General features: G+C 70.2%; 18 protein-coding genes. 6 read left to right on the top strand and 12 right to left on the bottom strand.

From position 1 onward, the window contains the following. Positions 1-14: 14 nt before the first annotated feature. Positions 15-1,421: a cytosine permease gene (locus AB0K15_RS26155; protein WP_364055564.1), complete on the bottom strand. Its 1,407-nt coding sequence runs from the start codon at positions 1,419-1,421 to the stop codon at positions 15-17. A 52-nt stretch (positions 1,422-1,473) separates the two neighbouring features. Next, positions 1,474-1,890, bottom strand: a complete 417-nt coding sequence (locus tag AB0K15_RS26150) for a hypothetical protein (RefSeq protein ID WP_364055561.1) — start codon at positions 1,888-1,890, stop codon at positions 1,474-1,476. A 100-nt stretch (positions 1,891-1,990) separates the two neighbouring features. On the opposite strand from AB0K15_RS26150, the gene AB0K15_RS26145 reads away from it, so the two are divergent. Further along, entirely contained in the window at positions 1,991-3,214 is a 1,224-nt protein-coding gene (locus AB0K15_RS26145; protein ID WP_364055558.1) for an MFS transporter, read from the top strand. 86 nt (positions 3,215-3,300) lie between these two features. Here the strand turns inward: AB0K15_RS26145 and AB0K15_RS26140 are convergent, their stop codons facing one another. From AB0K15_RS26140 to AB0K15_RS26130, 3 genes are all read right to left on the bottom strand, one after another. Beyond that, positions 3,301-5,280 carry a S53 family peptidase gene (locus AB0K15_RS26140; RefSeq protein ID WP_364055555.1) on the bottom strand — a complete coding sequence of 660 codons (1,980 nt, stop codon included), beginning with the start codon at positions 5,278-5,280 and terminating at the stop codon, positions 3,301-3,303. 278 nt (positions 5,281-5,558) lie between these two features. Continuing rightward, a complete protein-coding gene (locus AB0K15_RS26135; RefSeq protein WP_364055552.1) occupies positions 5,559-7,112 on the bottom strand; it encodes an alkaline phosphatase D family protein in 1,554 nt (517 codons plus the stop codon). 31 nt (positions 7,113-7,143) lie between these two features. Next, positions 7,144-7,797: a hypothetical protein gene (locus AB0K15_RS26130; RefSeq protein WP_364055549.1), complete on the bottom strand. Its 654-nt coding sequence runs from the start codon at positions 7,795-7,797 to the stop codon at positions 7,144-7,146. Between the two features lie 102 nt (positions 7,798-7,899). Here AB0K15_RS26130 and AB0K15_RS26125 point away from each other — a divergent pair, with 102 nt between their 5' ends. The 3 genes from AB0K15_RS26125 (at position 7,900) to AB0K15_RS26115 (ending at position 13,657) form a co-directional block, all read left to right on the top strand. Then, entirely contained in the window at positions 7,900-10,911 is a 3,012-nt protein-coding gene (locus tag AB0K15_RS26125) for a BTAD domain-containing putative transcriptional regulator (protein WP_364055546.1), read from the top strand. A gap of 91 nt (positions 10,912-11,002) precedes the next feature. Further along, complete coding sequence (locus AB0K15_RS26120; protein WP_364055543.1) at positions 11,003-12,199, top strand: hypothetical protein; 1,197 nt, start codon at positions 11,003-11,005, stop codon at positions 12,197-12,199. A gap of 54 nt (positions 12,200-12,253) precedes the next feature. Then, positions 12,254-13,657, top strand: coding sequence for an FAD-binding oxidoreductase (locus AB0K15_RS26115; RefSeq protein ID WP_364055540.1), 1,404 nt, complete (start codon positions 12,254-12,256; stop codon positions 13,655-13,657). Between the two features lie 64 nt (positions 13,658-13,721). Here the strand turns inward: AB0K15_RS26115 and AB0K15_RS26110 are convergent, their stop codons facing one another. The 4 genes from AB0K15_RS26110 to AB0K15_RS26095 all read right to left on the bottom strand — a co-directional run bounded on the left by AB0K15_RS26110 (position 13,722) and on the right by AB0K15_RS26095 (position 16,750). Beyond that, complete coding sequence (locus AB0K15_RS26110) at positions 13,722-14,957, bottom strand: glycoside hydrolase family 88 protein (protein ID WP_364055537.1); 1,236 nt, start codon at positions 14,955-14,957, stop codon at positions 13,722-13,724. Positions 14,958-15,157: 200 nt separating this feature from the next. Beyond that, on the bottom strand, positions 15,158-15,616 hold the full coding sequence (locus tag AB0K15_RS26105) for a DUF4396 domain-containing protein (protein ID WP_364055534.1): 459 nt from the start codon (positions 15,614-15,616) through the stop codon (positions 15,158-15,160). 55 nt (positions 15,617-15,671) lie between these two features. Next, on the bottom strand, positions 15,672-16,223 hold the full coding sequence (locus AB0K15_RS26100) for a DUF305 domain-containing protein (RefSeq protein WP_364055531.1): 552 nt from the start codon (positions 16,221-16,223) through the stop codon (positions 15,672-15,674). A gap of 59 nt (positions 16,224-16,282) precedes the next feature. Continuing rightward, a complete protein-coding gene (locus tag AB0K15_RS26095; RefSeq protein ID WP_364055528.1) occupies positions 16,283-16,750 on the bottom strand; it encodes a hypothetical protein in 468 nt (155 codons plus the stop codon). A 173-nt stretch (positions 16,751-16,923) separates the two neighbouring features. Here AB0K15_RS26095 and AB0K15_RS26090 point away from each other — a divergent pair, with 173 nt between their 5' ends. Then, the gene (locus AB0K15_RS26090; RefSeq protein WP_364055525.1) at positions 16,924-17,949 is read left to right on the top strand and encodes an autoinducer 2 ABC transporter substrate-binding protein; all 1,026 of its coding nucleotides are present in this window, start codon (positions 16,924-16,926) and stop codon (positions 17,947-17,949) included. Positions 17,950-18,007: 58 nt separating this feature from the next. Here AB0K15_RS26090 and AB0K15_RS26085 read toward each other — a convergent pair whose 3' ends face one another. From AB0K15_RS26085 to AB0K15_RS26075, 3 genes are all read right to left on the bottom strand, one after another. Next, positions 18,008-19,624 (bottom strand): esterase-like activity of phytase family protein, encoded by a 1,617-nt coding sequence (locus tag AB0K15_RS26085; protein ID WP_364055522.1) that lies wholly within the window; start codon positions 19,622-19,624, stop codon positions 18,008-18,010. Between the two features lie 91 nt (positions 19,625-19,715). Next, positions 19,716-20,930 carry a hypothetical protein gene (locus tag AB0K15_RS26080; protein ID WP_364055519.1) on the bottom strand — a complete coding sequence of 405 codons (1,215 nt, stop codon included), beginning with the start codon at positions 20,928-20,930 and terminating at the stop codon, positions 19,716-19,718. 5 nt (positions 20,931-20,935) lie between these two features. Next, on the bottom strand, positions 20,936-21,697 hold the full coding sequence (locus tag AB0K15_RS26075; protein WP_364055516.1) for a hypothetical protein: 762 nt from the start codon (positions 21,695-21,697) through the stop codon (positions 20,936-20,938). Positions 21,698-22,214: 517 nt separating this feature from the next. Between AB0K15_RS26075 and AB0K15_RS26070 the strand changes: the two genes are divergently transcribed. Continuing rightward, entirely contained in the window at positions 22,215-23,627 is a 1,413-nt protein-coding gene (locus AB0K15_RS26070; RefSeq protein WP_364055513.1) for a family 2B encapsulin nanocompartment shell protein, read from the top strand. The last annotated feature ends 148 nt before the right edge of the window (positions 23,628-23,775 follow it).

Here is a 23,775-nt window from a genome sequence, read left to right as displayed (position 1 = left end):
GTGCGACCTCTACTTTACTGGAGGTCAACCTTCTTTCCGCCGCGCAGGAGCAAGTACGCCACCAGCGAAACCACGAACCCCGCGTAGTACGCCAGATCCGCGCCGTGCAGGGCGGCGGCGACGGGTCCGGTGTAGACGGTGGTGTTCATGAACGGCACCGCCGCGGCGAAACCGACTCCGAAAGCCACCAGCGCGGCCCAGGATCGGATCGGTTTCCGCAGCTCAGCGACGACGTCGAAGCGCCGGCCGTGCCGGGTGCGGCGCAGCCAGTCGGGCACCACGACCCCCAGGAACGGCGGGATCCAGTAGCTCACGAACAGCAGCACGTTCTCGAACTTCGCCGACAGGTCGCCGCTGTGCATCCAGAGGATGAGCACGAACGCCAGCACGGTCACCACCACCGCCGACACCGGGCGGCGCAGGCGCACGCCGACCGTCTGGAGGGCGAGCGAGCCGCTGTAGTCGTTCATGGCGTTGGACGACACGGCGGCCAACGCGATCACCAGCAGCGCCAGGCCGCCGACCACGCCGCCACCGACCAGCTGTGAGACGCCGGCGGCGGTCTGGTCGCCCAGCGCCGAGCCCAGCGCGAGGCCGATGCCCTCGCCCAGCGCGTAGGACGCGACGAGCCCGAGCAGCGTGAACCAGAAGACCCCGGCCGGCTTCGTGTCGGCGGGCAGGTAGCGGCTGAAGTCGGCGGCGTAGGGCGCCCACGAGATGGCGAGGCTGAGCGTGATCGTGGAGAACAGCACGATGGCGCCCGCGTAGTCGCCGCCCGTCGCGGAGTCGGTGAAGGTGATCGGGTGGTCGAGCACGACCTTGACCGCGAGCGCCACGAACGCGACCACGAGCACCGCGCTCATCACCGCCTGCACGCGGTGGATCACGGCGTAGCCGAACACGCCGAGCAGGCACTGCAGGACGAGGACCAGGACCACGGCGAGCCAGAACGGCAGCCCCGTGAGCTCCGCCAGCGCTTCACCGCCGAAGAGCCCTACCAGCGCGTCCCAGGCGATGCTGCCGAGCCACTGCACCAGCCCCGGCAGCACCACGGTCTTGCCGAACGGCAGGCGCGCGAGCGGCAATTGGCCCGTGCCGGTTTTCGGGCCCCACGTGGACAGGTAGGCGGGCGGCAGCGAGCCGAGGATCGTGCCGACGAGCGCGACGATGAACCCGGTCGTGAAGCCCAGCCCCAGCGTCGAACCGAGCGTGCCCGTGAAGACGGCGGTCATGGTGAGGTTGGGGGCGAACCACACGCTCGCCAGCCGCCACGGCCGGCCGAACCGGTTCGCCTCGGGCACGGGCGTGATGCCGTGCGTCTCGATGGCGAAGTCGCCCGCGCCGGACGGCATGCGTCCCCCGAAGACGTCCGCGTCGATCCCGCTCATGTCCTGGCCCTTCTCCCGTTTTGCCGGGCTCATGATTCCCCGCGGCCGGGTCGGGGGGAAGCTTCCGCGACGAACGTCTCCCCAGCTAGGAGAAGTTCGGGTCGAGGAGATCGAAAGAGATCGAGTTTCCCAGGTTGTTGGTGACCTCGACCACCGTTCCGGAAACCGCGATCCGCTCGAACGGGTTCGACCGCACCGACGCCACCACCCAGCGGAGGTTTCCCTCGGAGTCGAGCCTCGCAACGAAGCCGTCCGCGCCGAGCTCGCCGTCGCCACAGACGATCACCCCGGCTGCGACCTCCGCGCGTGCGCTTTCGTCGATGTCCATCACGCCCCCGGGGCCGGCCAGGACCTCGTCGAGGACGAGCCTGGGACCGAGGGCGAACCACGACAGGGCAGCGCCGTCGGTGTCGACGCTGACCGCGGTGTCGTCCGCTCGATACAGCCCGTCGCGGGCCGGAGCCGTGCCTGCTCGCCACAACGCGATGATGCGCTCGGTCATGGTGCTTCCCCTTCACGCGGCTGGCTCGATCCCGCTCGGGTGATCGTTGTTGCCGCTTTATCTGTTATGCGCTGCCGCGCCGCGCTGGCACGATGATCGAATGGGGGTTCTGGCGTCGCGGCGCTTCGCCGTGTTCTTCGGGGCGCGGTTGGTGTCGTTGCTGGGCAGCTCGATGACGCCGGTGGCGCTCGCGTTCGCGGTGCTCGACGCCAGCCCGCACTCCGGCGACCTCGGCATCGTGCTGGCGTCGAACATGGTGCCGATGCTCGCGTTGCTGCTGGTGGGTGGCTCGGTGGCCGACCGGTTCCCGCGTGATCTGGTGCTCCGGCTCGCGAACCTGGGCAGTGGCGCGACCCAGCTCGTGGCGGCGGCGGTGCTGCTGACGGGGAACTACTCGCTGCCGTTGCTGGTGTGCACGGAGTTCGCCAACGGGGTGCTCACGGCGTTCACGACGCCCGCGCTGCGGGGGATCGTGCCACAGCTGGTCGATCGGGGGTTGTTGCGGCAGGCGAACTCGCTGCTGTCGTCGGCGCGCAACATCTCGAAGGTGGCGGGGCCGTCGGTCGCCGGTGTCCTGGTGGCGACCGTCGGCGGCGGCTGGGCCATCGCAGCGGACGGGGTGTCGTTCGTGGTGGCGGGCCTGGCGTTCAGCTTCCTGCGCCTGCCTCCGGCGACCGGCTCGTCGCGGACGGGGGTCCTCCACGGCATCCGCGAGGGCTGGCACGCGTTCCGGCGGATCACGTGGCTGTGGCAGATCGTGGCCGCGTTCACGGTCGTCAACATCGCGCAGACGGGCGTCTGGCAGGTCCTCGGGCCGACCATCGCCCGCGCCACCATCGGCGAGGCGTCGTGGGGTGCGGTGCTGAGCGTGCGGGCCGCGGGGGTGCTGATCACGGGGGTGGTGATGTACCGGGTGGCGGCGCGCCGACTGCTGACCTTGGGGCAGGTGTGCGCCGCTCTGTCGGCCACGCCGCTGATCGTGCTCGGCACGCGCCCGGGCTTCGCCGTGCTGGCCGGTGCGGCATTGGTGGCGGGCTTTGGCAGCGGGGTGGCGAACGTCGCCTGGGATACGACAGTGCAGGAGAACATCCCCGACCACCTGCTCTCGCGGATGGCCGCGTATGACGACTTCGGTTCTTACGTCGGGATTCCGATCGGTCAGCTGTCGGCGGGGCCGTTGGCTTCGGCGTTCGGTCCCGGGCCGGTAGCGACGACCGGCGGGGTGGTGCTGGCGGTGGCGGCGCTGGTGCCGTTGTTGTCGCCGGCGGTGCGGAAGATGCGGCACACGCCGGCGGAAGCCGGTTCTCCCTCCGCCGGCATTTAGGTCGGCCGCGCTCGAGAACGAAGCAGGCCCCCACCCTGCCGCGTCACGCGGCAAGGCGGGGGCCTGCATCGACCCTCAGTAGCGGATCACACGAGCAGCAAGAACGCCAGACCGTTGGGCGAGCCGAGGCCCGTCACGTCGTCGTAGCCCTTGGTGGTGTGGATCGTGAGGTTGGGGTAGTCGAGCGTGCGGGCGGAGGTCAGCAGGCCGTCCGACGCGTCGACGCTGTTGGCGAAGTCCACGCGCTCCACGGCGGCGTCCACGTGCTTCACGTCGTAGATCGTGCCGGTGCGCGACGTGAGCTGGTAGAGCGCCGGGTTGATGAAGCCATGGTGGAAGTGGTCGAGGCTGTCGGCCACGGCCATGACGCCGGCGAAGACCGGGGACGCCAGGCTGGTTCCGCCGATGCGGTACTGGTCGTAGTACACGCCGTCGGGGAAGGTCTGGGTCTGGCCCACGAGCATGCCGGTGTTGGGGTCGGCCACCGCGGAGATGTCCGGGACGACGCGGCCCTTGGCCTTGCCCTTCTGGTTCTTCGTGGACAACGCGTCCGGCACGATGCCCTTCTGGTACGCCGGCTGCGGGAACACGCGGCTGGTGCCGCCGCCCGCACCGCCGTTGAAGGCGCCCGGGAACGACGGGCTGTAGGCGCCCGCGGTGAGCGTGGACTTGCCCGTTTCCCAGCCGGTCTCGAAGGTCCGCTTGCCGGAGGCGTCGACCGCCAGCGAGGTGCCGCCGACGGCGGTGACCCACGGCGAGGAAGCCGCGAAGTCCGGCGAAGGCGTGCCGAGGCGCGCGACCTCGTCACCGTTGTCGCCGGAGGAGAAGTACACGCCGATGCCCTCGAGCGCGGCCTGCACGGCGATCTGGTTGAACGCCTTGATCTCGTCGGCCGGAAGGTCCTCGCCGGTGTCGCCGTAGGAGTTCGACACGATGTCGGCCTTGTGGCCGGCGATCACGTAGTTCAGCGCGGTGTCGAGCGAGAGGTCCTCGCAGTCGGAACCGCCGACGTACAGGATGTTCGCGCCCGGGGCGAGCCCGTGGGCGGCTTCGACGTCGAGCGTCTCCTCGCCGTACCAGCCGGAAGCGTCGCACTGGTCCGGGCCCTCGTCGGCCGGGTTGGCCGGGAAGACGTGCTGGCTGAACTGCGCCTTCGTCAGCGGGTGCGCCGGGTCGTTGCGCTTCGCGTATTCGGACGCGTCGGCGTAGATGGTCGGCGACGCGAAGGCGTCCACGATCGCGATCGTGGTGCCGCGGCCGTCGGCCCCCAGCTTGGCGGCCTGGTCGAGGCCGTAGGCCGAACGCAGCTGCGCCGGCTTGTAGCCGCACGGCGCGTACGGCAGCTGCTTGCCGTTGTACGCCGGGTCGACCGTGTCGGTCTTCTGGCCGTAGTAGTCGGAGCACGGGCCGGAGTTGCGGAAACCGGCGCCCGGAGGCGCGGTGGCCGGCCCGGACGACTTCGCGGAAGCGGTGTCGGCACCCGACGTGTGGTCCGGCTTGAGCAGGCTGGTCGCCTGGTCAACGCCGACGACACCCAGCACGGACGAGGCAAGCGAAGCCGGCACGGACAGGTTCTTGTCCGCCGCCCGCAGCGTCTGGCCCTTCACGGCGTACTTGCCCAGCGTGACGTCGAACGTCTTCTGCACCTGGTCCGCCGTACCGACAGCCTCCACGTACGCGCGGTTCGACGGCACGTCGCCGAGCTGGAACCCGGCACCGGACAGCCAGTTCTTCACCGCGGACACGGTCGCGTCCGAGGCGGTGAAGCGGTCGCGCACCTGCTGCGGCGAGAGGTACTGCCGGTAGCTCTTGGACTGCGGGTCGGACACGCCCGCCGCCGCGGCTTCGGCACCGGCCTCGTCACGCAGGTTCAGGTACACGCGGAAGTCCAGCTTGGACGCCGGCGCGGTGTCCGCGACCTTGGCCCCGGGGTTCGCCCAGAGCGGGTGCGACGCGGGGATGTCGGCCCGGCCCGGAGCCGACGCCGCCGACGCCAGCCCCGGCGTGGCGGCCGCGAGGCCACCCGCCATCGCCAGCGAAAGGAACACGGTGAGACTTCTTCGCACAGGCAACTCCCTCGTGAATCGCGGCCCCCAGGCCGCAAGCGTCCGGCCCGAGACTAGGTCCGCACCGGCCGCCGGGGAAGCGTCCGGCCCGCCGGTGCGGAACCGTTATCTCGAAGTCGCACTCGATCTTCGTTGGTGCACAAGGAGGAAGTCCGGTTCGTCCACACTGTCCCGAGTGGAATGTCGCCTAATGGAATAAAAGTCCGATTCGAGAGTTCCGCATCGCGGTATCACGGAGCACGCCGGACCGGGAAACACCACCTACTTCCGTCGGTTGCTCACACCGCCTGCAGCCCCTTCGAACCCGCACCGACCACGAAGCTCTTGTCCGTCTTGATCACCAGCTTCGCCGGGTCGTTCACGCTCGTGTCCGACACCACCACGAAGTCGGCCAGCATCTGCGCCGGCGTCGCGGTGACGCGCACGTAGCCGCGTTCTCCCTTGCAGTACTTGACGTGCGGGTTGTTCGCGAGCCACGCGGCGCTGGGCGGCGCGGCGTCGTCGCTGTTGGACGTGACCGAGGTGGTCACCAGCTCCGAGCCGACGATCGGGTCGCTGTGGTCGAAGTAGTCCTTGCGCAGGTCGGCCGCCCAGTGCCGGTGGACGTCGCCGGTGAGCACCACCGGGTTCGGCACCTTCCGGTCGATCCAGCCTTGCGTGATGCGATCGCGCGAAGCCTGGTAGCCGTCCCACGAGTCGGGGCTCTCGCACGTCGCCGAATTGCCGTCACCGTCGCGCTGGGCGAAGAACACCTGCTGGCCCAGGAAGTCCCACGTCGCCGGGTGCGTCTCGAACGCCTTGAGCAGCCACTGTTCCTGCGCCGTGCCGGTGATCGTGCGCGAGGTGTCGCGGTAGGGCCCGCACGCCGTGCCGGTGACCTGCGCGCTGCGGAACTGGCGCGTGTCCATCATGTGGAAGCGAGCGAGATTCCCCCAGAGGAACTGGCGGTACAGCTGGATCGACGAGCCGTTGGGCTTTGCCGTGGACCGGATCGGCATGTGCTCGTAGAACGCCTGGAAACCGTAGCCCTTGCGGGCGGCCGAAGCCGGGCTCGTGGTGGAGTTCCAGTTGTTCATCACCTCGTGGTCGTCGAACACGACCAGCCACGGAGCCAGCGCGTGCGCGGCCTGAAGGTCCACATCGGTCTTGTGCTGGCCGTGCCGAGCCCGGTACAGAGCCAAAGTCGTGGTGTCCGAAGGCACGGCGAGCCGCCGCGGGTTGAGTTCCGCTTTCTTGCGTCCGGAGGGCTTTTCGTAGATGTAGTCGCCGAGGAACAGCACGAGGTCCGGATCGTCGCGCACCACGCCCTTGTACGAGTGGTACCAGCCTTCCTCCCAGTGCTGGCAGGACGTGAAGCAGTACTTCAGCTGGTTCACGGCCGCGCCCGCGGCGGGCGCCGTGCGCGTGCGTCCGACCGGCGAGATGTAGCCGGCGGACTTGAAGCGGTAGAAGTACTCGCGAGCCGGCTCGAGGCCCGTCGGCTCGATGTGCACGCTGTGCGCCGACGCGCGCACGGCGTTGACCGAACCGCTCTGCACGATCGAGGAGAACGCTTCGTCGTCCGCGATTTCCCAGTCCACCGCGTACGTCGCGTCGGGCATGCCGCCGAACCCGTCGGCGTTGAGCGGCGCGGGGGCGAGCCGCGTCCACAGCACCACGCTGTCGGGCAGCGGGTCGCCCGAGGCGATGCCGAGCTGGAACGGATCGTGGATCGCCGGGGCGGCGACAGCGGTGCGCGCGTTGGCCCACGAAGGCAGAGCGGTCGTCGCCGCGGCCGCCGTCACGGCGGCGAGTCCGCCCAGCAGCACCGAGCGCCGGTTCACCTGGCCCATGTCAGGGGATCCTTTCGGGGAGTAGGGGTGGTCAGGCCGCGAAGTCGGTGAGGCCGGCGCTGCAGCCGGCGAACGTCGGCGGCGAGGTGTTGTGGCCCGTGCAGACCTTGTAGAAGACCCATTTGCCCTTCGCGACGGGCGCGGCCTTGTCCACCGACGTGCCGTTCCCGCCGGAAGCCCAGACGTAGTACGGGCCCGAGCCGTCGGAGAGCCAGTACTGCACGACGCCGGAACTGCCGTCGGCGTTGGTGTCGTGGGCGACGAAGTGCGCGTCGGACGAGCGGAACACGCCTTCGGCGGCGCAGGACGCGGCGCACTGGGCGCTGCCGGTACCGGTACCGCAGTCGGGTGCGACGCGGCCGTCGGAGCCGGTCTGCACGTAGCCGTCGGACACGTAACCGCCGAGCGCGGGCACGTAGTCCCAGATCGTGGTGGTGCCGAGCGGGCCGGCCACGGAACTCCCGGTGGTCTGGCACTCGATGTTGACGGTCGCGCCGTTGGCCACCGTCTTCACGGCGGTGGCGGCGGTGTTGGGCGCGCGGCGGACGTTGAGCGGGTCACCCGCGGTCTGGACCTTGCCGGGCACCGTGGCCGACGCGGGCACCGCCGCGGAAAGCGCGAACCCGCCGATCGCGGCCAGGACAACCCCGAATCCGGCGAGGCGCCGGAGCTTCGAACGCTTCATGGCCATAGCGTGTCGAAGGCTTGTACACGACCCGTACAAATCGCGATATAGGGGACGTGAGCCGCCGAATGGATCTAGCTAACCCGCGCGAACGCTCCTAGCATGCCCGGTCATGGGGACCTTGCCGCTCAGGCGGGTAAATTGTTGACTTCGCTGGCGTTCCGAATTCTCGGACCGTTGGAGGTCATTGCTGAAGGCCGGGCCGTCCCACTGGGCGGGCCGAAGCCGAGGTTGCTGCTGGCCGCGCTGGCTTTGCAGCCGAATGTCGTGGTGTCCACCGAAGTGCTGGTCGAAATCCTCTGGCCGGGTACCGCACCTCGCTCCGCGGCAGCCAACATCCGCACCTACGTCCATTCCCTCCGCAGGCGGCTCGCGGAAACGGCACCCGAGCTGGGTGACCGCATCAGCAGCCGCGCGTCGGGATATCTGCTCTCGGCCGCAGACGAAGAACTCGATCACGTGCTGTTCGCCGACCACGCGGCCCAAGCACGGAAAGCGTTCGAGCGCGGCGACGCGGAAGCAGCGCTCGCGTTGCTCGACAAAGCCGACGCCCTTTGGCGCGGCGAAGTGCTCGAAGGCCTGCCGCACGACCACGGCTGGGGCGCGGCCATCGCGCGGCTGACCGAGCTGCGCCTGTCCGTGCAGGAGCAGCGGCTGCGAGCTCGCCTCGCGCTGGGGCGCCACGGCGAGGCCATCGCCGAGCTGCGCGGCCTCGTCACCGAACACCCGTTGCGCGAAGAGCTGTGGCAGCAGCTCGTGACGGCGCTGCGCGACGGCGGCCGGATCGCCGAGGCCGTGGAGGCCTACGAGCTGGCCGAGCACACGCTGGCAGAAGAGCTCGGGGCAACACCCGGGCCTCGGCTGCGGGAGCTGCGGGCCACGCTCGTGACACCCGCCGCGGTGCCCGAGCCGCCCGGGCTGCCGGCCGAGCTCGCGGTGCTGCGGCCGCGCGCCCAACCGGAGCTGCCGATCTGCCAGCTCCCGCTCGACCTGCCGGACTTCACGGGCCGCGAGGACGTGGTCGACCAGCTGGTCACGCGCCTGCGCGAGCACGGCGAGACGGGCCGGCCGACGGTGGTGGTGCTCTCGGGCGCCCCCGGCGTCGGCAAGTCCGCCATCGCCGTCCGGGTGGCCCACGCGGTGCGCGACGCGTTCGGAGACGGGCAGCTCCACGTGGACCTCGCCGGCACGTCGTCGTCGCCGCGGGCGCCGATGGGTGTGCTCGCGGAGCTGTTGCGCGCTCTCGGCATTCCCGACGCCGGCCTGCCGCGCGATCTGCCGGAACGTTCGGCGCTGCTGCGCTCGCGCCTGGCCGGCAAACGCATGTGCGTGGTCCTCGACGACGCGGGCAGCGCCGCCCAGGTGCGCCCGCTGCTGCCGGGCACGGGCGCGTGCGCGGTCCTCGTGACGAGCCGGGTGCGGCTGCCCGACCTCGACGGCGCGGTGGCGGTCGACGTCGACCTCCTGCCCGAACCGGAGGCCGCGCGGCTGCTGGAGGGCATCGTCGGTGCCGAGCGCGTGGCGGCCGAGCCCGACAACGCCGCCGCGATCCTGCGCCAGTGCGGGCACCTGCCGCTCGCGATCCGCGTGGCCGGGGCAAAGCTCACCAACCGGCCCAGCTGGTCGCTGCGGATCCTCGCCGACCGGCTGCACGACGAGCGGCGCCGGCTCGACGAGCTGCGCGTCGGCGACCTCGCCGTGCGCGCCAGCGTGACGCTGAGCTACGACCTGCTGCCGATGTCGGCGGCCGCGGCGTTCCGCTGGCTCGGTGCGCTGGGTCCGGTCCAATTCCCCGCGTGGGTGGTCGCGGCCGCGCTGGGCCGCCCGTCGGCCGACGACGTGCTCGACGTGCTCGTCGACGCCCACCTGGTGGAGCTCGTCGCGTCCGACGCCACGGGCCAGCCGCGGTACCGGCTCCACGACCTGCTCCGCGTGTACGCGGCGGAGCTGGCCGAGCGGGACGCGCCGGAGAAGACGCGACGCGCGGCGCGACGGGTGCTCGAGGGTTACCTCGCGCTGGCCGTCGCGGCGGCGGAGCGGATGCCGATCCACTTCTTCGGCCAGTACCGCGACCACGCCGTGCCCTACCCGGCGCTGCCGGACGGGGCGGAGCAGCTCCTGGCCGACCCGGCCGCGTGGTTCGCCGCGGAGCGCCACTCCGGCGTCGCCGCGGTGACGCTGGCCGCGCAGCTCGGGTTCGACGACCTCGCGTGGCAGCTCACGGCCGCGTTCACGCCGTACTTCGACCTGCGCGGGCACCAGGACGACTGGCACGCCACCCACGAGGTGGCGCTGGCGGCGGCCCGGCGCGCGGGGGCCGTGCGCGGCGAGGCGATCGTGCAGCGCAACCTGGGACAGATCCACCTGTACCAGGACAGCTACGCCGAAGCCTTCGTGGCGTTCGACGCGGCGCGGGAGCTCTACGAACGCGTCGGCGATGCGCAGGGCACCGGCGTCGCGCTCGCGGGGCTCGGCACGATCCTGCGCATCCAGGGCCGCAACGATCTCGCGCTGGAACGCTGCCACGAAGCGTCGAAGCTGTTCGCCGAAGCCGGCGACCGGCACGGTGAGGCGGTGATCCGCATCGCCGTGGGTGCCGTGTGGATGGCGCAGAAGTGCTACGCCCCGGCCAAGCGGTGGTTCACCGACGCGCTCGAGCTGGCCGCCGCGATCGGCGACCGGCACCGCGAGGCCCATGCCCTGCAGCGGCTCGGGCTGCTGCACCAGCACGAGGGCAACCTCGGGCCCGCGCGCGAGTTCGTGACGCGCGCGATCGCCGTGTTCACCGATCTGGGCGACGACCACTGCGTGGGTTACGCCAATCAGAACCTCGGTGAGCTGTGCCTGCACAGCGGCGATTTCGCCCACGCGCAGCTGTTGCTGGTCAACTCGCTGAGCGTGCACCGCCGCAACGGCGACCGGCGGTCGGAGGCCGAGGTGTCGCAGCTGCTCGGCGAGCTGCATTCGGCGCTCAGCCAGCCGGAACGCTCGCGCACGTACTCCGAGCGCGCGCTGGCCATCTGGCGGGAGCTTTCGGCGCGGCCGCAGCAGTCGGCGCTGGAAACGCGGCTGGAGTCGGCTCCGGGTGAGGGGCCGCGGATCGTGTCCGCCTGACCCGTACGCGCGGGGTCGCTTGCGCGGCAAGGGGTCCTGTCGAGACGAGGATTGCGTCTCGACAGGACCCCTTTGTCGTGGAGGAGCGGGAATGGTCCGAAGAGGTCTGGTTCGGCGGGTGCTCGGCGTGCTCTCGGCGGTGCTCGCGGTAGTGCCCGTGACGCCGGCCGCCGCGGCCGGTTCGTGGCGGGTGGACCTGTCCACGGTGGACGGTGACGACGTGAACGTGTCCTCGGTTTCGGGTTTCCTGACGTTGGCCGACTCCGCGTGGAACCCGGTGACCGCGCGGAGTTCAGGGGTTCTCGTCACGGCCGCCCGTCGCTTCGGGTCCTCGGTGGGCCGGGTGATCGCGCGGGTGGCGGACGACGTCCCGGCCGGCACCGCCGTGGAGGTCGACGTCCGGGGCCGCGACACGGCCGGCGACTGGACGGAGTGGACCCCGGCCGGCCAGGAGTTCCCGTTCGCGGTCCAGGTGGTGCAGGCCAGGATCTCCCTGTCCGGTTCGGCCGGCGGCGCACGGCCGACTGTGCGCTCGGTGGCGCTCACCGCGTCGGGTGGCACGGCGCGCGCCGCGGTGGTCACCGAACCGCTGACCTACCGGATCTACGCGACGCGGGAAGGCCTCGTCGGCGGCAAGACGTCCAACGGCCACGTGATCGCCAAGAGCGACCACTTCGTGTCGTTCCCCTCCACGAAGTCGGTGTCCCCCAAGGGAACCGGCTCGTACACGGCGAAGGTCTGCCGCACCGACGGCACCCGCTGCGAGTTCGCGCCCGTGTGGGAGGTCGGTCCCTGGAACACCCACGACGACTACTGGAACCCGCCGGACCAGCGCGCCACCTTCCCCACGCTGCCGCAGGGCACGCCCGAAGCGCAGGCCGCGTTCCAGGACGGCTTCAACGGCGGCAAGGACTCCCGCGGGCGCACGGTGAAAAACCCGGCCGGCATCGATCTCGCCGACGGCGTCTTCTGGGACGGCCTCGGCCTCACGGGCAGTTCGTGGGTCGACGTGACCTACCTCTGGACCGGTACCGGTGGCGCCGGCGGCGTGATCACCACCGCGGGCGCGCCGCTGAACCTGCGCGAAAGCCCCAGCACGTCAGCGGCGATAAAGGGCGTCGCCGCGCCGTATGCGCGCGTGCCGATCGAGTGCTCGGTGCCCGGAGAGTCCGTGAGCGGCGCCCTCGGCACCAGCGCGATCTGGGACCGCGTGGGCCCGGACCTCTACGTCTCGGACACGTACGTGAAAACCGGCGCCGGCGGTCCCGTCGCGCCGATATGCCCTTGAGCTGCGCCGACAGGCGACCAATACTGGACAATTCGCCAAGCCTGAGGGGGCAGCATGACCACACTCGACACGAAGGACGTGACTCCGTTGCGGCGGGGGTTCGCGGGGACCGTCTTCACCGCGGCGGACGACGGCTACGACGAAGCGCGGAAGGTCTGGAACGGTCAGATCGACCGCCACCCGGCCGTGATCGCGCAGGTCGCCGGCACCGCGGACGTCTCGACGGCGCTGGCGTTCGCCCGCGAGCACGGGCTGCCGGTGAGCGTGCGCGGCGGAGGGCACAGCTTCGGCGGGTTCTCGATGTGCGACGACGGCCTGGTGATCGACCTGAGCGCGCTGCGCTCGATCACCGTGGACACGCACACGTCCACCATCCGCTGTGGTGGTGGCACGACCTGGGCCGAGCTCGACGCGGCGGGCCAGCGGGAGGGGCTGGCGGTCCCGGGCGGCACGATCAGCGACACCGGCGTCGGCGGCCTGACGCTCGGTGGCGGCGTCGGCTGGCTGACCGCGCGCCACGGCCTCAGCGTCGACAACCTGCTCTCGGCCGAGGTCGTGACGGCCGACGGCATGCCGCGGCACGCGACGGCGGACGAGCACGCCGACCTGTTCTGGGCCCTGCGCGGCGGAGGCGGCAACTTCGGCGTGGTGACGCAGTTCGAGTTCCGCGCGCACCCGGTCGGCCCGGTGATCGAGCTGGGCCTGTTCTTCTGGCCGCTCGCGCAGGGTCCCGAGGCGCTGCGGTTCATCCGCGACACCCTCGCGACACTGCCGCCGACGATGGGCGCGATGCTGGTGGGCCTCAACGCGCCGCCGGCCGACTTCGTGCCGCCCGAAGCGCATTTCGCGCCCGGGTACGCGCTCGTCATCGCCGGGTTCGAGGGGGCCGAGCAGCACGCCGAGGTCGTCGCGCAGGTCCGGCGCGGGCTGCCGGCGGCGTTCGAACTGGTCTCGCCGATCCCGTACATCGGGCTGCAGCAGATGCTCGACGAAGCGGCTCCGCGCGGGATGCTGGCGTACGAGAAGGGGCTGTACATCGACGAACTGAGCGACGAAGTACTCGACGTGATCGCCGAGCACCTGCCGCGCAAGTCGTCGCCGCTGTCGATCACGCCGATGTTCCTGATGCGCGGGGCCTACTGCGGCGTGGCCGAGGACGCGACAGCGTTCGGCGGCACGCGCACGCCCAAGATCGCCGTGAACCTCGCGGCGACCACGGCCGATCCGCGGGAGTTCGCGGCGGACCGCGAGTGGGTGCGCGCGTTCTGGACCGCGCTCACGCCGTTCGCCTCCAGCGCCAGCGGCTACGTCAACTTCATGACCGAGTACGACGAGAACCGCGTGCGCGCGGCCTACGGCGCGGAGAAGTACGACCGGCTGGCGCTGATCAAGGCGAAGTACGACCCCGGCAACGTCTTCCACCTGGGCGCCAACATCCAGCCGGCCGTGGCCGTCTGAAAGACAAACCGCGCCGAGGTGCCGGCCGCCCGGGGACACGGCGGCCGGCACCTCGTTCGGGAACTCAGTGCCCGGACAGGTCGATCGCCTTGTCGAGCTCACGGGGCTTCAGCACGCGCAGGATGCCTTCGAGCAGGTAGTAGTCCGCGTACGGCAACGAGATCTCGATCCCGTCCTCGGCCGGGCGGTTGCGCGTGCAGCGAGCCACCACCGCGTCGGCGCGGGTCGACTTCGTCGTGAGGCACGTACGGCAAGTCGCCTCCAGCAGGCGCAGACCGGCGGCACGGTACTCCGGGCGGCCCGCGGCCGCGGCGAGGTCGATGAGGCCGCACGCCATCACGACCCCGGCGGAGGCGTCCTTGACGTCGTTGGGCGCCTGCGGGGCGGTGTAGTCCCACACCGGCACGTTGTCCGGGGTCAGGGCCTTCAGCGCGAAGTCGGCGAGCCGCCGCGCGGTGGTGAGGAACGAGCGGTCGCCGGTGCGGCGGTACATCGTGGTGAAGCCGTAAATACCCCACGACTGCCCGCGCGACCAGCACGACGCCGGGCTGTAGCCCTGCACGGTGTTCGGCCCGATCTCGGCGCCGGTGGCCGGGTCGAAGTCGAACACGTGGGGCGTGGAGCCGTCGGGGCGCAGGAACACGCGCTGCGCCGTCTTCGCGTGCTCGATGGCGATGTCGAGGTACTGGCTGTCGCCCGTCTGCTTGGTCGCGAAGTCGAGCAGGTCGAGGTTCATGATCGTGTCCATGATGATCCGGCCCGCGTCCTTCGGGTCGGTCAGCGAACCCCAGGCCCGGATGAAGTGGCCCTTGGCGTTGTAACGCTTGATCAGCGACGAGGCCGCCTGGATCGCGCCGGCGCGCCACTTGTCGTCCCCGGTGATGCGCCACGCGGTGACCCACGACGGGTAGAACAGGAATCCGAGGTCGTGCGTGCTGGTGTCGTTCTGGCGCGGCGCGAGTTTGTCGGCCGACGCGAGTGCGAGCGTGCGGAATTGTTCGTCGCCGGTGTGCAGGTATGCCATCCAGAGCGTGCCGGGCCAGAATCCGCCGACCCAGTCACCATTCTGCGAAAAGGCCCATTTCTCGAACTTGGTCCCGGTGGGAAACGAGGTGACACCCGGTGCGACCGCGCGCAGCTTCTTCACCGCGTAGTCTGCCGCTGAGCGGAACACCTGCTCCTGGCTCGCGATGTCGGACACCCCGTGCTCGGAAGCCGCTGCCGAAACGGTGCTGGTCGCGGTCGCCGCCACGGCGGCACCGGCCGCGGTGGTCAGCAGGGTACGCCGGGAAACGCTCACGATTGCCCGCCATTTCACAGTCGTGGAAAACGCCAGTGGGAAATGCCTCACGAGAAGGCCGCCTGAGTTTTACACGACTGTCATGTGCTTGTACACCCACCAAAGCGTGCTTTCACGGTTGTGAATTGTTCATGGATGTGAACTCGCTATTCCGCGCGCCGGACCGGAGTGAACCACGTGCTCACTCCGGTCCGGACCACTCAATGGTGGTGGTGCGCGTGGACCACGGCGTGCCCCTTGCCCCGGCCGATCATCCACTTGTTCACCGGCACCGTGATCACGAAGGCGACGATGAGCGAGAACAGCAGCGACAGCCAGAACAGCGCCGTCGCCAGGCCCGCGTCCATCGCACCCGGGACCACGACGATCACGAGGTTGTCGACGATCTCCATCACCGCGATCGACACGGTGTCGGCGGCCAGCGCGACCTTGAACGCCGCCGAGAAGGTCAGACCCGACTTCAGGACCCCGCGCATCGTCAGGCCGTAGCCGAAGACGAACGCGAGCACGATCGACAGCGCCACGGTGGCCGCGTTGTGCAGCCCGAACGCGGTGCCGAGGACCATGCCGAGCACCTCACCGATGGCACAGCCGGTGAGGCAGTGCAGCGTCGCCTGGATCGCGGTGGACCAGGACGCGCCGTGCTGGTGGTCAGTCATGTCGTCCACTATACCCCCTTAGGGTATCTCAGTGCTCGGAATTTCCCATTCCCGGTCAGCCGCCGAGGAGCGACTTCATGTTGGTGATCTCGGCCTCCTGGGTGTCGACGATCCGCTGGGCCATGGCCTTCGCGTCCTTGCTGCTCCCCTGCGCCAGCTCGGTACGAGCCATCGCGACGGCGCCGGAGTGGTGCTGGATCATCAGCTCGAGCCACTTGCGGTCGTAGGCCGCGTCACGCAACTGGTCGAGGCCGGCGGTGTCGACCATGCCGGGCATCCGATCGTGGTCCATGCCGGGCATGGCGCCCATCGTCGCCGGGGCCGGCGCGCCCCAGGCCTTGAGCCAAGCGGTGAGCTGGTCGATCTCGGGCTGCTGGGCCTGCTGGATCTGCTTCGCCAGCGTGATCACGCGCTGGTCGCCGGTGTGCTGCGGCACGGGCCCGGACATCTCCACGGCCTGGCGGTGGTGCGGGACCATGTCCTGCGCGAACGTGACGTCCGCGGCGTTGTGATCAGCGGCGGGCGGGGCCACGCTCGGTGACGAGCAGCCGACGAGGACGGCGGTGATCGCGGGCAGCGCGAAGCCCGCCAGGATCTTGCGATTCATGACGTTTTCTTTCCTCACTGGGTACGACGGAGTTCGGACACGATGGAGCTCGTGCCCGATCAGATCCGCAGTACGCAGGAGACGGTGAGGAGTTCTCGGCCCGTTCGCGAAGGCGGCGCCCGGGCAAACCCGGCGGGTCCACGTTCGACCGAGTCCGGCACCGCGCCTTCACGACGCCGGCGCAGCCAGGCCAGCGCGAGCACCAGCCCCGCCGCGGCCAGCAGCACCGCGAGGCACAGGTGCAGCATCACGTGGCCGCCGTCGCCGCCGGACGGCGCGGCGACCGGATCCGCCGACGTCGAAGCCACCAGCACGGGCACCACCGCCACCACGGGCGAGTCCATCGCCGAGTGCGCGACGGGCACCGCCGAAACCACCGGCACCCCGGGCGCACCAGACATCCCGGCCATCCCGCCACCGTGTGGCGCCGGGACGTGATGCATCGCGAGCACGCCGAAGACCAGCGCGCCGAGCAAGAGCCAGCGCGCCGGGGCCGGGAGCGGGAACCCGCGGGGTGGTCGAGTCATCGCGCCCAGCGTAACCACATACCCCAAACGGGTACCAGGTGCTACCAAGATCACCGTTGAACTCACTTCCGTAACCCTTTGCACACGACCGGTTGACCCCTGTGAGCACGCTCCCTTACGTTCGCTCCAGGTCGCCGGCTGTGCGCAGACCGTGAACCGAAGGAATGGTGGGGATGCGAGGGCCGTCCAAGACGCTCTTCCTGGGCGTCGCGCTGCTGCTCAGCGCGGTGGTGGGGCTCGGCAGCTGTTCCTCCGCACTCCGTGAGCCGACGGCCGACGGCGGCGAGGCCCCGATCCGGATCGCCTTCGTGCCGAAGGTCGCGGGCATCGCGTACTTCGACGCCATGAACGCGGGCGGCCTGGAAGCGGCGCAGCGGCTCGGCGCGCAGTGGATCACGCGCGGCCCCGCGACGGTCGACCCGGCGGCGCAGACCGCCATCCTGCACGACCTCGTGGCCCAGCACGTCGACGTGATCGCCGTGGCGCCCAACGATCCCCGTGCGCTCGCGCCCGCGATCGCCGACGCGCGCGCCAAGGGCGTCCACGTGCTCACCACCGACACCGACGCGCCGGAAACGCAGCGCGAGGTGTTCGTGAACCAGGCCTCCCCTGACGGCGTCGGCACCGCGCTCGTCGACGCGCTGATGGCGAAAACGGGCGGCAGCGGCAAGTTCGCCATCGTCTCGTGCGGGCGGACCGCCGCGAACCTCAACGCGTGGATCTCCGTCGAGCAGACCTACGCGGCCCAGCGCTACCCGAAGGCGCAGCTCGTGGAGACCGTCTACGCCGGCGAGGACACGACCACGGCGACCGAGCTCGCGAAGCAGGTCCTCGACCGCCACCCCGACCTCACGGGCCTGATCGGCGAGTGCACCACGTCGGCGCCCGGTGTCGCGCAAGCGGTGCGGGACCAGCAGAAGATCGGCCGCGTCTACACGGTCGGCACGGGCACGCCGCAGACGATGAAGCCGTACCTGCTCGACGGTTCCTGCTCGATGTCGGTGCTGTGGAACGTCGAATCGCTGGGCTACCTCACCGCGTGGGCGGCGGACCAGCTGGTGGAGGGCCGCTCTTTCGGCCCCGGCAACAACGTGAGCCCCGAGCTGCCCGCGGTGAAGTACGACGCGCGCTCGAAGACCCTGCTGCTCGGCGACCCGCTGCTGATCACCCAGGACAACGTGGACCAGTTCAAATACTGACGGCCGGAGCCCCCGAAGAGGGAGCCCCGGCCGCAGTGCCTTGCGGTGAAACAGAACCTCAGCGCACGTCGATGGTGACCGTCGCCGTGGTGACGCGGGCGGGCAGCTTCGTCGTGTCGATCTTCAGGTACTCCCCGTCATCCTGCGTGCCGTTGGGCAGCATCTTGGCGTGGAGCGCGTACGGCGGCGCGGTGTTCGAGAGGCCGTCGATGCCGAAGTCGTTGTCGTTGCTGACCACGAGGGTGCGGCCGCCGTCGGTGGTCGCGACGCCCTCCACCTTGTCGTGGCCGAAGAAGCCACCGGCCGGGTCGAACCCGGTCACGAGCGCGCCGAGGTCGACGTACAGCTGCTTCGCGACCGGCTTGATGCCGACCTTGGCGAGGTCCGCGGTGGCCTCTTCGGTGGTGTCCTTGCCGACGTAGGCGTCGATGCTCGACTGCGCGGCACCCACGAGCAGCCCGCCCTTGGCTGAGTCGTACGCGGCACCGGCCACCTTCGCCTTCGGCCCGACGTCGGTCGCGCCGTTCAGGTCGATCTCGTAGAGCTTCTTGAACGCACCGGGTTCGAAGTTGCCGTCGCGTTCGTCCACGAGGAACTTCGTCGACGACAGCGCGGTGATCTCACTGACGGCCGTGCCCGTGTCGTCCGGGTCCTGCAGCAGGTACAGGTACTCGTGGGTCGCGCGCGTGCGCAGGTCGACGGTGACGATCCGCAACGTTGTCACGTTGCCGGGCTTCTTCGTGAGGTCCGGCTGCTGCAGCGCCGACTGCATGATGCCCACGAGCGTCTTGCCGTCCGGCGTGAGCGCGAGGCCTTCCATGCCCTTGTTGGGCACGCGGTACTTCAGCTCCGCGGGCAGCGAGCCGTCGAACGGCGAGAGCCGCTCGATCGCGCGGCCGTCGGCGCGGAAGTGCGTGATGAAGGGACCGTACTCATCGGACACCCAGAACGTGCCGTCGCGTTCGGCGACAAGACCCTCGGAGTCGTACCCGTTGGGGGTGGCCGGCAACGGCTTCCCGTCGAGGCCCACGATCGTCTCGCCGGTGTCGGCGGCCGTGCTGACCTGCCCGTTGTACGGCGAACCGTCCTTGGCGCGCAACGGGATCCGCTTCTCGAGCACGGCCTTGCCGTCCTTGAGGCGGAACTTGCCGATGGCCGGGTCGAATGCGGGCAGCGGCTCCACCTTGGACCCGTCCGGCGCGTCAACGTTGGGGCCGCGGTCGGTGAGGCCGTAGAACTCGTCGCGCGATCCCGGGACCGGCGTGAGCGCGGAACCGTAGGCACCACCCGTGAGCTTCACGCCGCCGATGGTCGCCAGCGGCGGCAGGGAGGTCGGGTAGAGCTGCACCGCGTCCGACACGGAGTACGTGAAGGTGTCGCGGCCGTGGAAGCCCGGCGCGGGAGTGTAGCTGAACGATCCGCTGGGGTCGAGGGTCAGGGACCCGTGCGCCGGCACGGTGTGGCGCACGATGGCGCCACTCGCGCCGCCGCGGCTGTCGTTGCCGAGCACCCCGTCGCCGTGCACCTGCAGCGACCGGCCGGCTCGCGTCCCGTAGTGGTCGTCGCGGGCGGCAAACGCGGCGTGCCCGCCGCCTCCGTGCGCCGACGCCGTGCCGGTGGCCAGCAGCGGCAGGGCGAGGATCCCCGCGGCGACCCCGATTCTCACGCGCTTCATCCGTTTTCTCCTCTTCCGGCGTCACACGACACCGGAGGAGGAGTCTGGTTAACGGAGTTGGACAACCGCCGTCTTCGAGGCGACGCCCGCGTTAACGACCACGTCTCACATGGCCCGCTGCCGCGCCACCACCGATCACGAGAACCAGCACGGCGACGCTCCACCTGCGTTGTTTCTCCACGCGCTGGCCGGCGTCGGCCACCGGCTGCGGTGTCGCAACGGGACGGAACTTCGTCGGTGGCGCGACCGAAGCCGAGGCGACGATCGGGGCGGACGAAGTCGCGTTCGGCGGCTGGGGCACCGTCGGCGGCTGTTCCGCGAGCCCCGGCGGCGGCGGTGGTTCTTCCGCGGTCTGCGAAGGTTTCACCGAACTCGACGGCGGTGGGGGATCCAGTCGCGGGGGCGGCGGAGGCGGTGGGGGTGGCGGCGGCGGTGCCGTCGCCCCGGCGAGACACCCGGCCGCGTCGGAGGTGTAGAGCTCAGGCCCGGTGCTGATTTCCTCGGCCCCGCCGGAGCCGTCGCGCGGCAGGCGGTAGGTCACGCTGCGGTGGCCGATGCGGTTCGCCGTCGCGTAGAGGGCACCGTCCGGACCGAACACGACCGAGCCGTACGCCGTGGCGAGCGGGAACTTCAGGCCCGGCACCGTGGCGACCCGGCCGTCTCGCGGGTTGATCGTGACCACCGAGCCGCGACCCGCGGCCGTGACCGAGACGCCGTAGAGCAAGCCGTCCGCCTGGTTGTAGGCGAAGTCGTCGACGCCGGCGGACAGGACGACGGGCCGCAGCTGCAGGTGTGCGACCACGTCGAGGTAGTGGGGACTGGCCGGGTCGACGTCCACTGTGTACAGACTGTTGGCGTGCAGCAGGTACCACGAGTTGCCGGCCATTGCGCCGCCGGTGGAGCCGGTCGCCCAGCTCCAGATGCCGTGTCGCGCGCCGGCGCGGAACACACCGCCGAGATCGGTCACGTGGCCGGAAGCGTCGATCCGCACCGCGTGGGCGCCGTCGTGGAAGTGGCCCGAGGTCGGGCCGTCGGCCACGCCGTAGACCACGCCTTGCGAGGCGGAGTAGGCCATCGCGTTGATGGTGTAGCCGGGGTTGCCGAGCGACTGCCGCTGGCCCGTCGGCAACGTGAGCCGGACGAACGACGACGAGTGCGAGTTCTGGCTCTCCACCTGGAGAACCGCGCACGTCGCCGGCGCGGCCGGGTGCGTCCGGCCGGGTGACTCGAGCCACCCCGACGCCACGAGCAGCGCCGACACCGCCGCCGCGGCGGCCGCCACCGGAAGGAAACGGTGAATGCGCACGGCCCTCAGCCCAGTCGCGCCAGTGCCGAGCTGAACGCGTCGGGCTGGATGCTCACGCCGCCGGCGAACGGGTTCTGCAGCTGGAAGATCGCGTAGAGCAGCAGAGCGATCGTGCCGGCCAGCGTCGACACGATCACCAGGTGCGCCGCCATGCGCGTGCCACCGAAGAGGTTGGGCAGCAGCACGGAAATGAGACTGCCGAGGATCAACGCGAACCACACCACGGAGCCGACACCGCTCGTGGCGGCATCCGTGAGGCGTGCCTGCCTGGCCTGGTAGACCTGCCACAGGTCGTTGGCGGCCTCGGTCTTGCGGTCGGTCTCCCAGTCGTTGTTCGCCTGCGCGGCGGCGATGGTGCGGCGCAGCTGGTCGAGCTGAGTCCAGCCGGTGTCGGGGAGCGTGCCACCGTCGGCCAGGCGCGGCCATTCCTGGTGCTGCACGGTATTCGCGTACGCGGTGGCGAGCTGCTGCACGCGCTGGCCGGTGTCGCCCGGCAGCGCTTCGGCGGCCCAGGTCATGGCGACGAGGCTGTCGGCCTCGGTGTAGGAGCCGTCCCGCGCGGTCCCCACGGCGTCGAAGAGCGAGATCAAGACGAACGCCACGAGCACCGCGTGGAGCCCGCCGACAATGGTGAACACCTGACCGGCCGCATCGTTGTTGTCACGACGACCTTCATCCCAGCCGAACCGCCTCACCAGATAGCCGATAGCGCCACCGACGACAGCCGCACCGACCACCCAGAAGATCCCCGTCAGGTAGACGCTCATCTGACCCCTTTCACACTCGAAGACCACTGGATCCGCCATTGTTCGGCGAATTCCCGGAAGTGGGCCCGCTCAAGTTAGTCATCTGATTCCCGGGCGACAAGAAGCGGCAGTTCGGTTCATTCGAGTGGCCCTGCGAAGCACCCGATGATCACTGGAACGGAGCAGTTGAATGTTGGAACACCTGCTCTGGATATGCCCGTTCACCTGCGTGCCACCGGCGATCTTCAACCGAACTTCCCGTCCGGGTGAGTCCCGTCGACCGAGGGTGACGGACGCGGTACCGATCAAGATCGTCTAAAACTGGCGCTCCGACAACAGCAACTGGAATGTCCGGTTACCCGTTCTGGCAAACAGGTGAACCGACCCGGTTACCCGATCGTGGGATTGTCGGGGGAGGCCGGCTTGCTATGTTGATTCCGCGGTGCCGACCCGAATGAATTGCAGCAGAATAACGAACTCCAATTCGTGCTGGAAACTTTCTCACACGTCCTGAATCCGACGATAGGTGGTTTTCGCTGTGACCGTCACGGACCCCGTGGACTCCGCGAATCAGGAACAACCGCAACTGAGCCTGGGCCGGGCCGCGGCCCGCACGCTCGCGACGACGACCAAGTCCGTTCCGCAGATGCAGGGCATCACCACGCGGTGGCTGCTCAAAGTGCTGCCGTGGGTCGAGGTCTCGGGCGGCGCGTACCGCGTGAACCGCCGGCTGAGCTACGCGGTGGGCGACGGCCGCGTCACGTTCACCACCACCGGCGCCGAGGTCCGCGTGATCCCGCCGGAGCTGGGTGAACTGCCGCCGCTGCGCGGTTTCGACGACGAAGACGTGCTCATCGAACTGGCCGGCCGGTTCGTGCAGCACGAGTTCTCCCCCGGTGACGCGCTCGTGGAGTTCGGCCACCAGGCCGACCAGATCTTCCTCGTGGCGCACGGCAAGATCAGCAAGGTCGGCACCGGCGCGTACGGCGACCAGACGGTGCTCGGCACGCTCGCCGACGGCGACTACTTCGGCGACACCGTGCTCACCAACGCCGACGGGATCTGGGAGTACACGGCCAAAGCCGTGACCGCGTGCACCGTGCTTTCCCTGTCCCGCAGCGAGTTCCAGGGCGTGCTCGATCGCTCGGAGTCGCTGCGCGAGCACCTCGACGCCGTCGCCGCGGGGTCGGCCGGGCCGGCCAACGACCACGGCGAAGCGGTGATCGACGTCGCGTCCGGTCACGACGGCGAACCGCAGCTGCCCGGCACGTTCGTGGACTACGACAGCTCGCCGCGCGAGTACGAGCTCAGCGTGGCGCAGACCGTGCTGCGGGTGCACAGCCGCGTCGCCGACCTCTACAACCAGCCGATGAACCAGATCGAGCAGCAGCTGCGGCTCACCGTCGAGGCCCTGCGCGAGCGGCAGGAGCACGAGCTGGTGAACAACCGCGACTTCGGCCTCCTGCACAACGCGGACTACTCCCAGCGCGTGTCCACCCGCACCGGGCCGCCGACCCCCGACGACTTCGACGACCTGCTTTCGTTGGTGTGGAAGGATCCCGCGGTCTTCCTGGCGCACCCGAAGACGATCGCGGCGTTCGGCCGCGAGTGCAGCCGCCGCGGCGTGTACCCGGACGCGGTGGACCTCGGCGGGCACCAGGTGCCGGCGTGGCGTGGCGTGCCCGTGTTGCCGTGCAACAAGATTCCGGTCACCGAGACGCGCACCAGCTCCGTGCTGCTCCTGCGCACCGGCGAGCAGTCACAGGGGGTCGTCGGCCTGCACCAGACCGGGCTGCCCGACGAGTACCAGCCGGGCCTGAACGTGCGGTTCATGGGCATCAGCGAGCAGGCGATCATGTCGTACCTGGTCAGCGCCTACTACTCCGCCGCCGTGCTGGTGCCCGACGCGTTGGCCGTGCTGGAGAACGCCGAGATCGGGCGCGGTGACTGAGCATGGCCGCCACCCCGCCGCGCCCGCCCGAGGCCGCCTCCGCGCGGCCCGGGCCGGCGCCACTGCCCCCGTCGGCGTTCGGGCCGACGGGCCTGGGCACGAGCGCGCTGCGGATCGTGCCGAGGCCCGCGTCCCGGAGACCTCCCGA

The organism is Amycolatopsis sp. NPDC049253 (genome assembly GCF_040678995.1).
In the GTDB taxonomy this organism is placed as follows: Bacteria; Actinomycetota; Actinomycetes; order Mycobacteriales; family Pseudonocardiaceae; genus Amycolatopsis.
Note: the sequence above shows the minus strand (reverse complement) of the source record. Positions and strands in the feature narration are given on the sequence as shown.

Excerpts from the sequence above, each read along its gene's own strand:
- AB0K15_RS26155 (WP_364055564.1), bottom strand. The coding sequence starts at position 1,421 with ATGAGCCCGGCAAAACGGGAGAAGGGCCAGGACATGAGCGGGATCGAC.
- AB0K15_RS26150 (WP_364055561.1), bottom strand. The coding sequence starts at position 1,890 with ATGACCGAGCGCATCATCGCGTTGTGGCGAGCAGGCACGGCTCCGGCC.
- AB0K15_RS26145 (WP_364055558.1), top strand. The coding sequence starts at position 1,991 with ATGGGGGTTCTGGCGTCGCGGCGCTTCGCCGTGTTCTTCGGGGCGCGG.
- AB0K15_RS26135 (WP_364055552.1), bottom strand. The coding sequence starts at position 7,112 with ATGGGCCAGGTGAACCGGCGCTCGGTGCTGCTGGGCGGACTCGCCGCC.
- AB0K15_RS26130 (WP_364055549.1), bottom strand. The coding sequence starts at position 7,797 with ATGAAGCGTTCGAAGCTCCGGCGCCTCGCCGGATTCGGGGTTGTCCTG.
- AB0K15_RS26125 (WP_364055546.1), top strand. The coding sequence starts at position 7,900 with ATGCCCGGTCATGGGGACCTTGCCGCTCAGGCGGGTAAATTGTTGACT.
- AB0K15_RS26120 (WP_364055543.1), top strand. The coding sequence starts at position 11,003 with ATGGTCCGAAGAGGTCTGGTTCGGCGGGTGCTCGGCGTGCTCTCGGCG.
- AB0K15_RS26115 (WP_364055540.1), top strand. The coding sequence starts at position 12,254 with ATGACCACACTCGACACGAAGGACGTGACTCCGTTGCGGCGGGGGTTC.
- AB0K15_RS26105 (WP_364055534.1), bottom strand. The coding sequence starts at position 15,616 with ATGACTGACCACCAGCACGGCGCGTCCTGGTCCACCGCGATCCAGGCG.
- AB0K15_RS26100 (WP_364055531.1), bottom strand. The coding sequence starts at position 16,223 with ATGAATCGCAAGATCCTGGCGGGCTTCGCGCTGCCCGCGATCACCGCC.
- AB0K15_RS26095 (WP_364055528.1), bottom strand. The coding sequence starts at position 16,750 with ATGACTCGACCACCCCGCGGGTTCCCGCTCCCGGCCCCGGCGCGCTGG.
- AB0K15_RS26090 (WP_364055525.1), top strand. The coding sequence starts at position 16,924 with ATGCGAGGGCCGTCCAAGACGCTCTTCCTGGGCGTCGCGCTGCTGCTC.
- AB0K15_RS26085 (WP_364055522.1), bottom strand. The coding sequence starts at position 19,624 with ATGAAGCGCGTGAGAATCGGGGTCGCCGCGGGGATCCTCGCCCTGCCG.
- AB0K15_RS26075 (WP_364055516.1), bottom strand. The coding sequence starts at position 21,697 with ATGAGCGTCTACCTGACGGGGATCTTCTGGGTGGTCGGTGCGGCTGTC.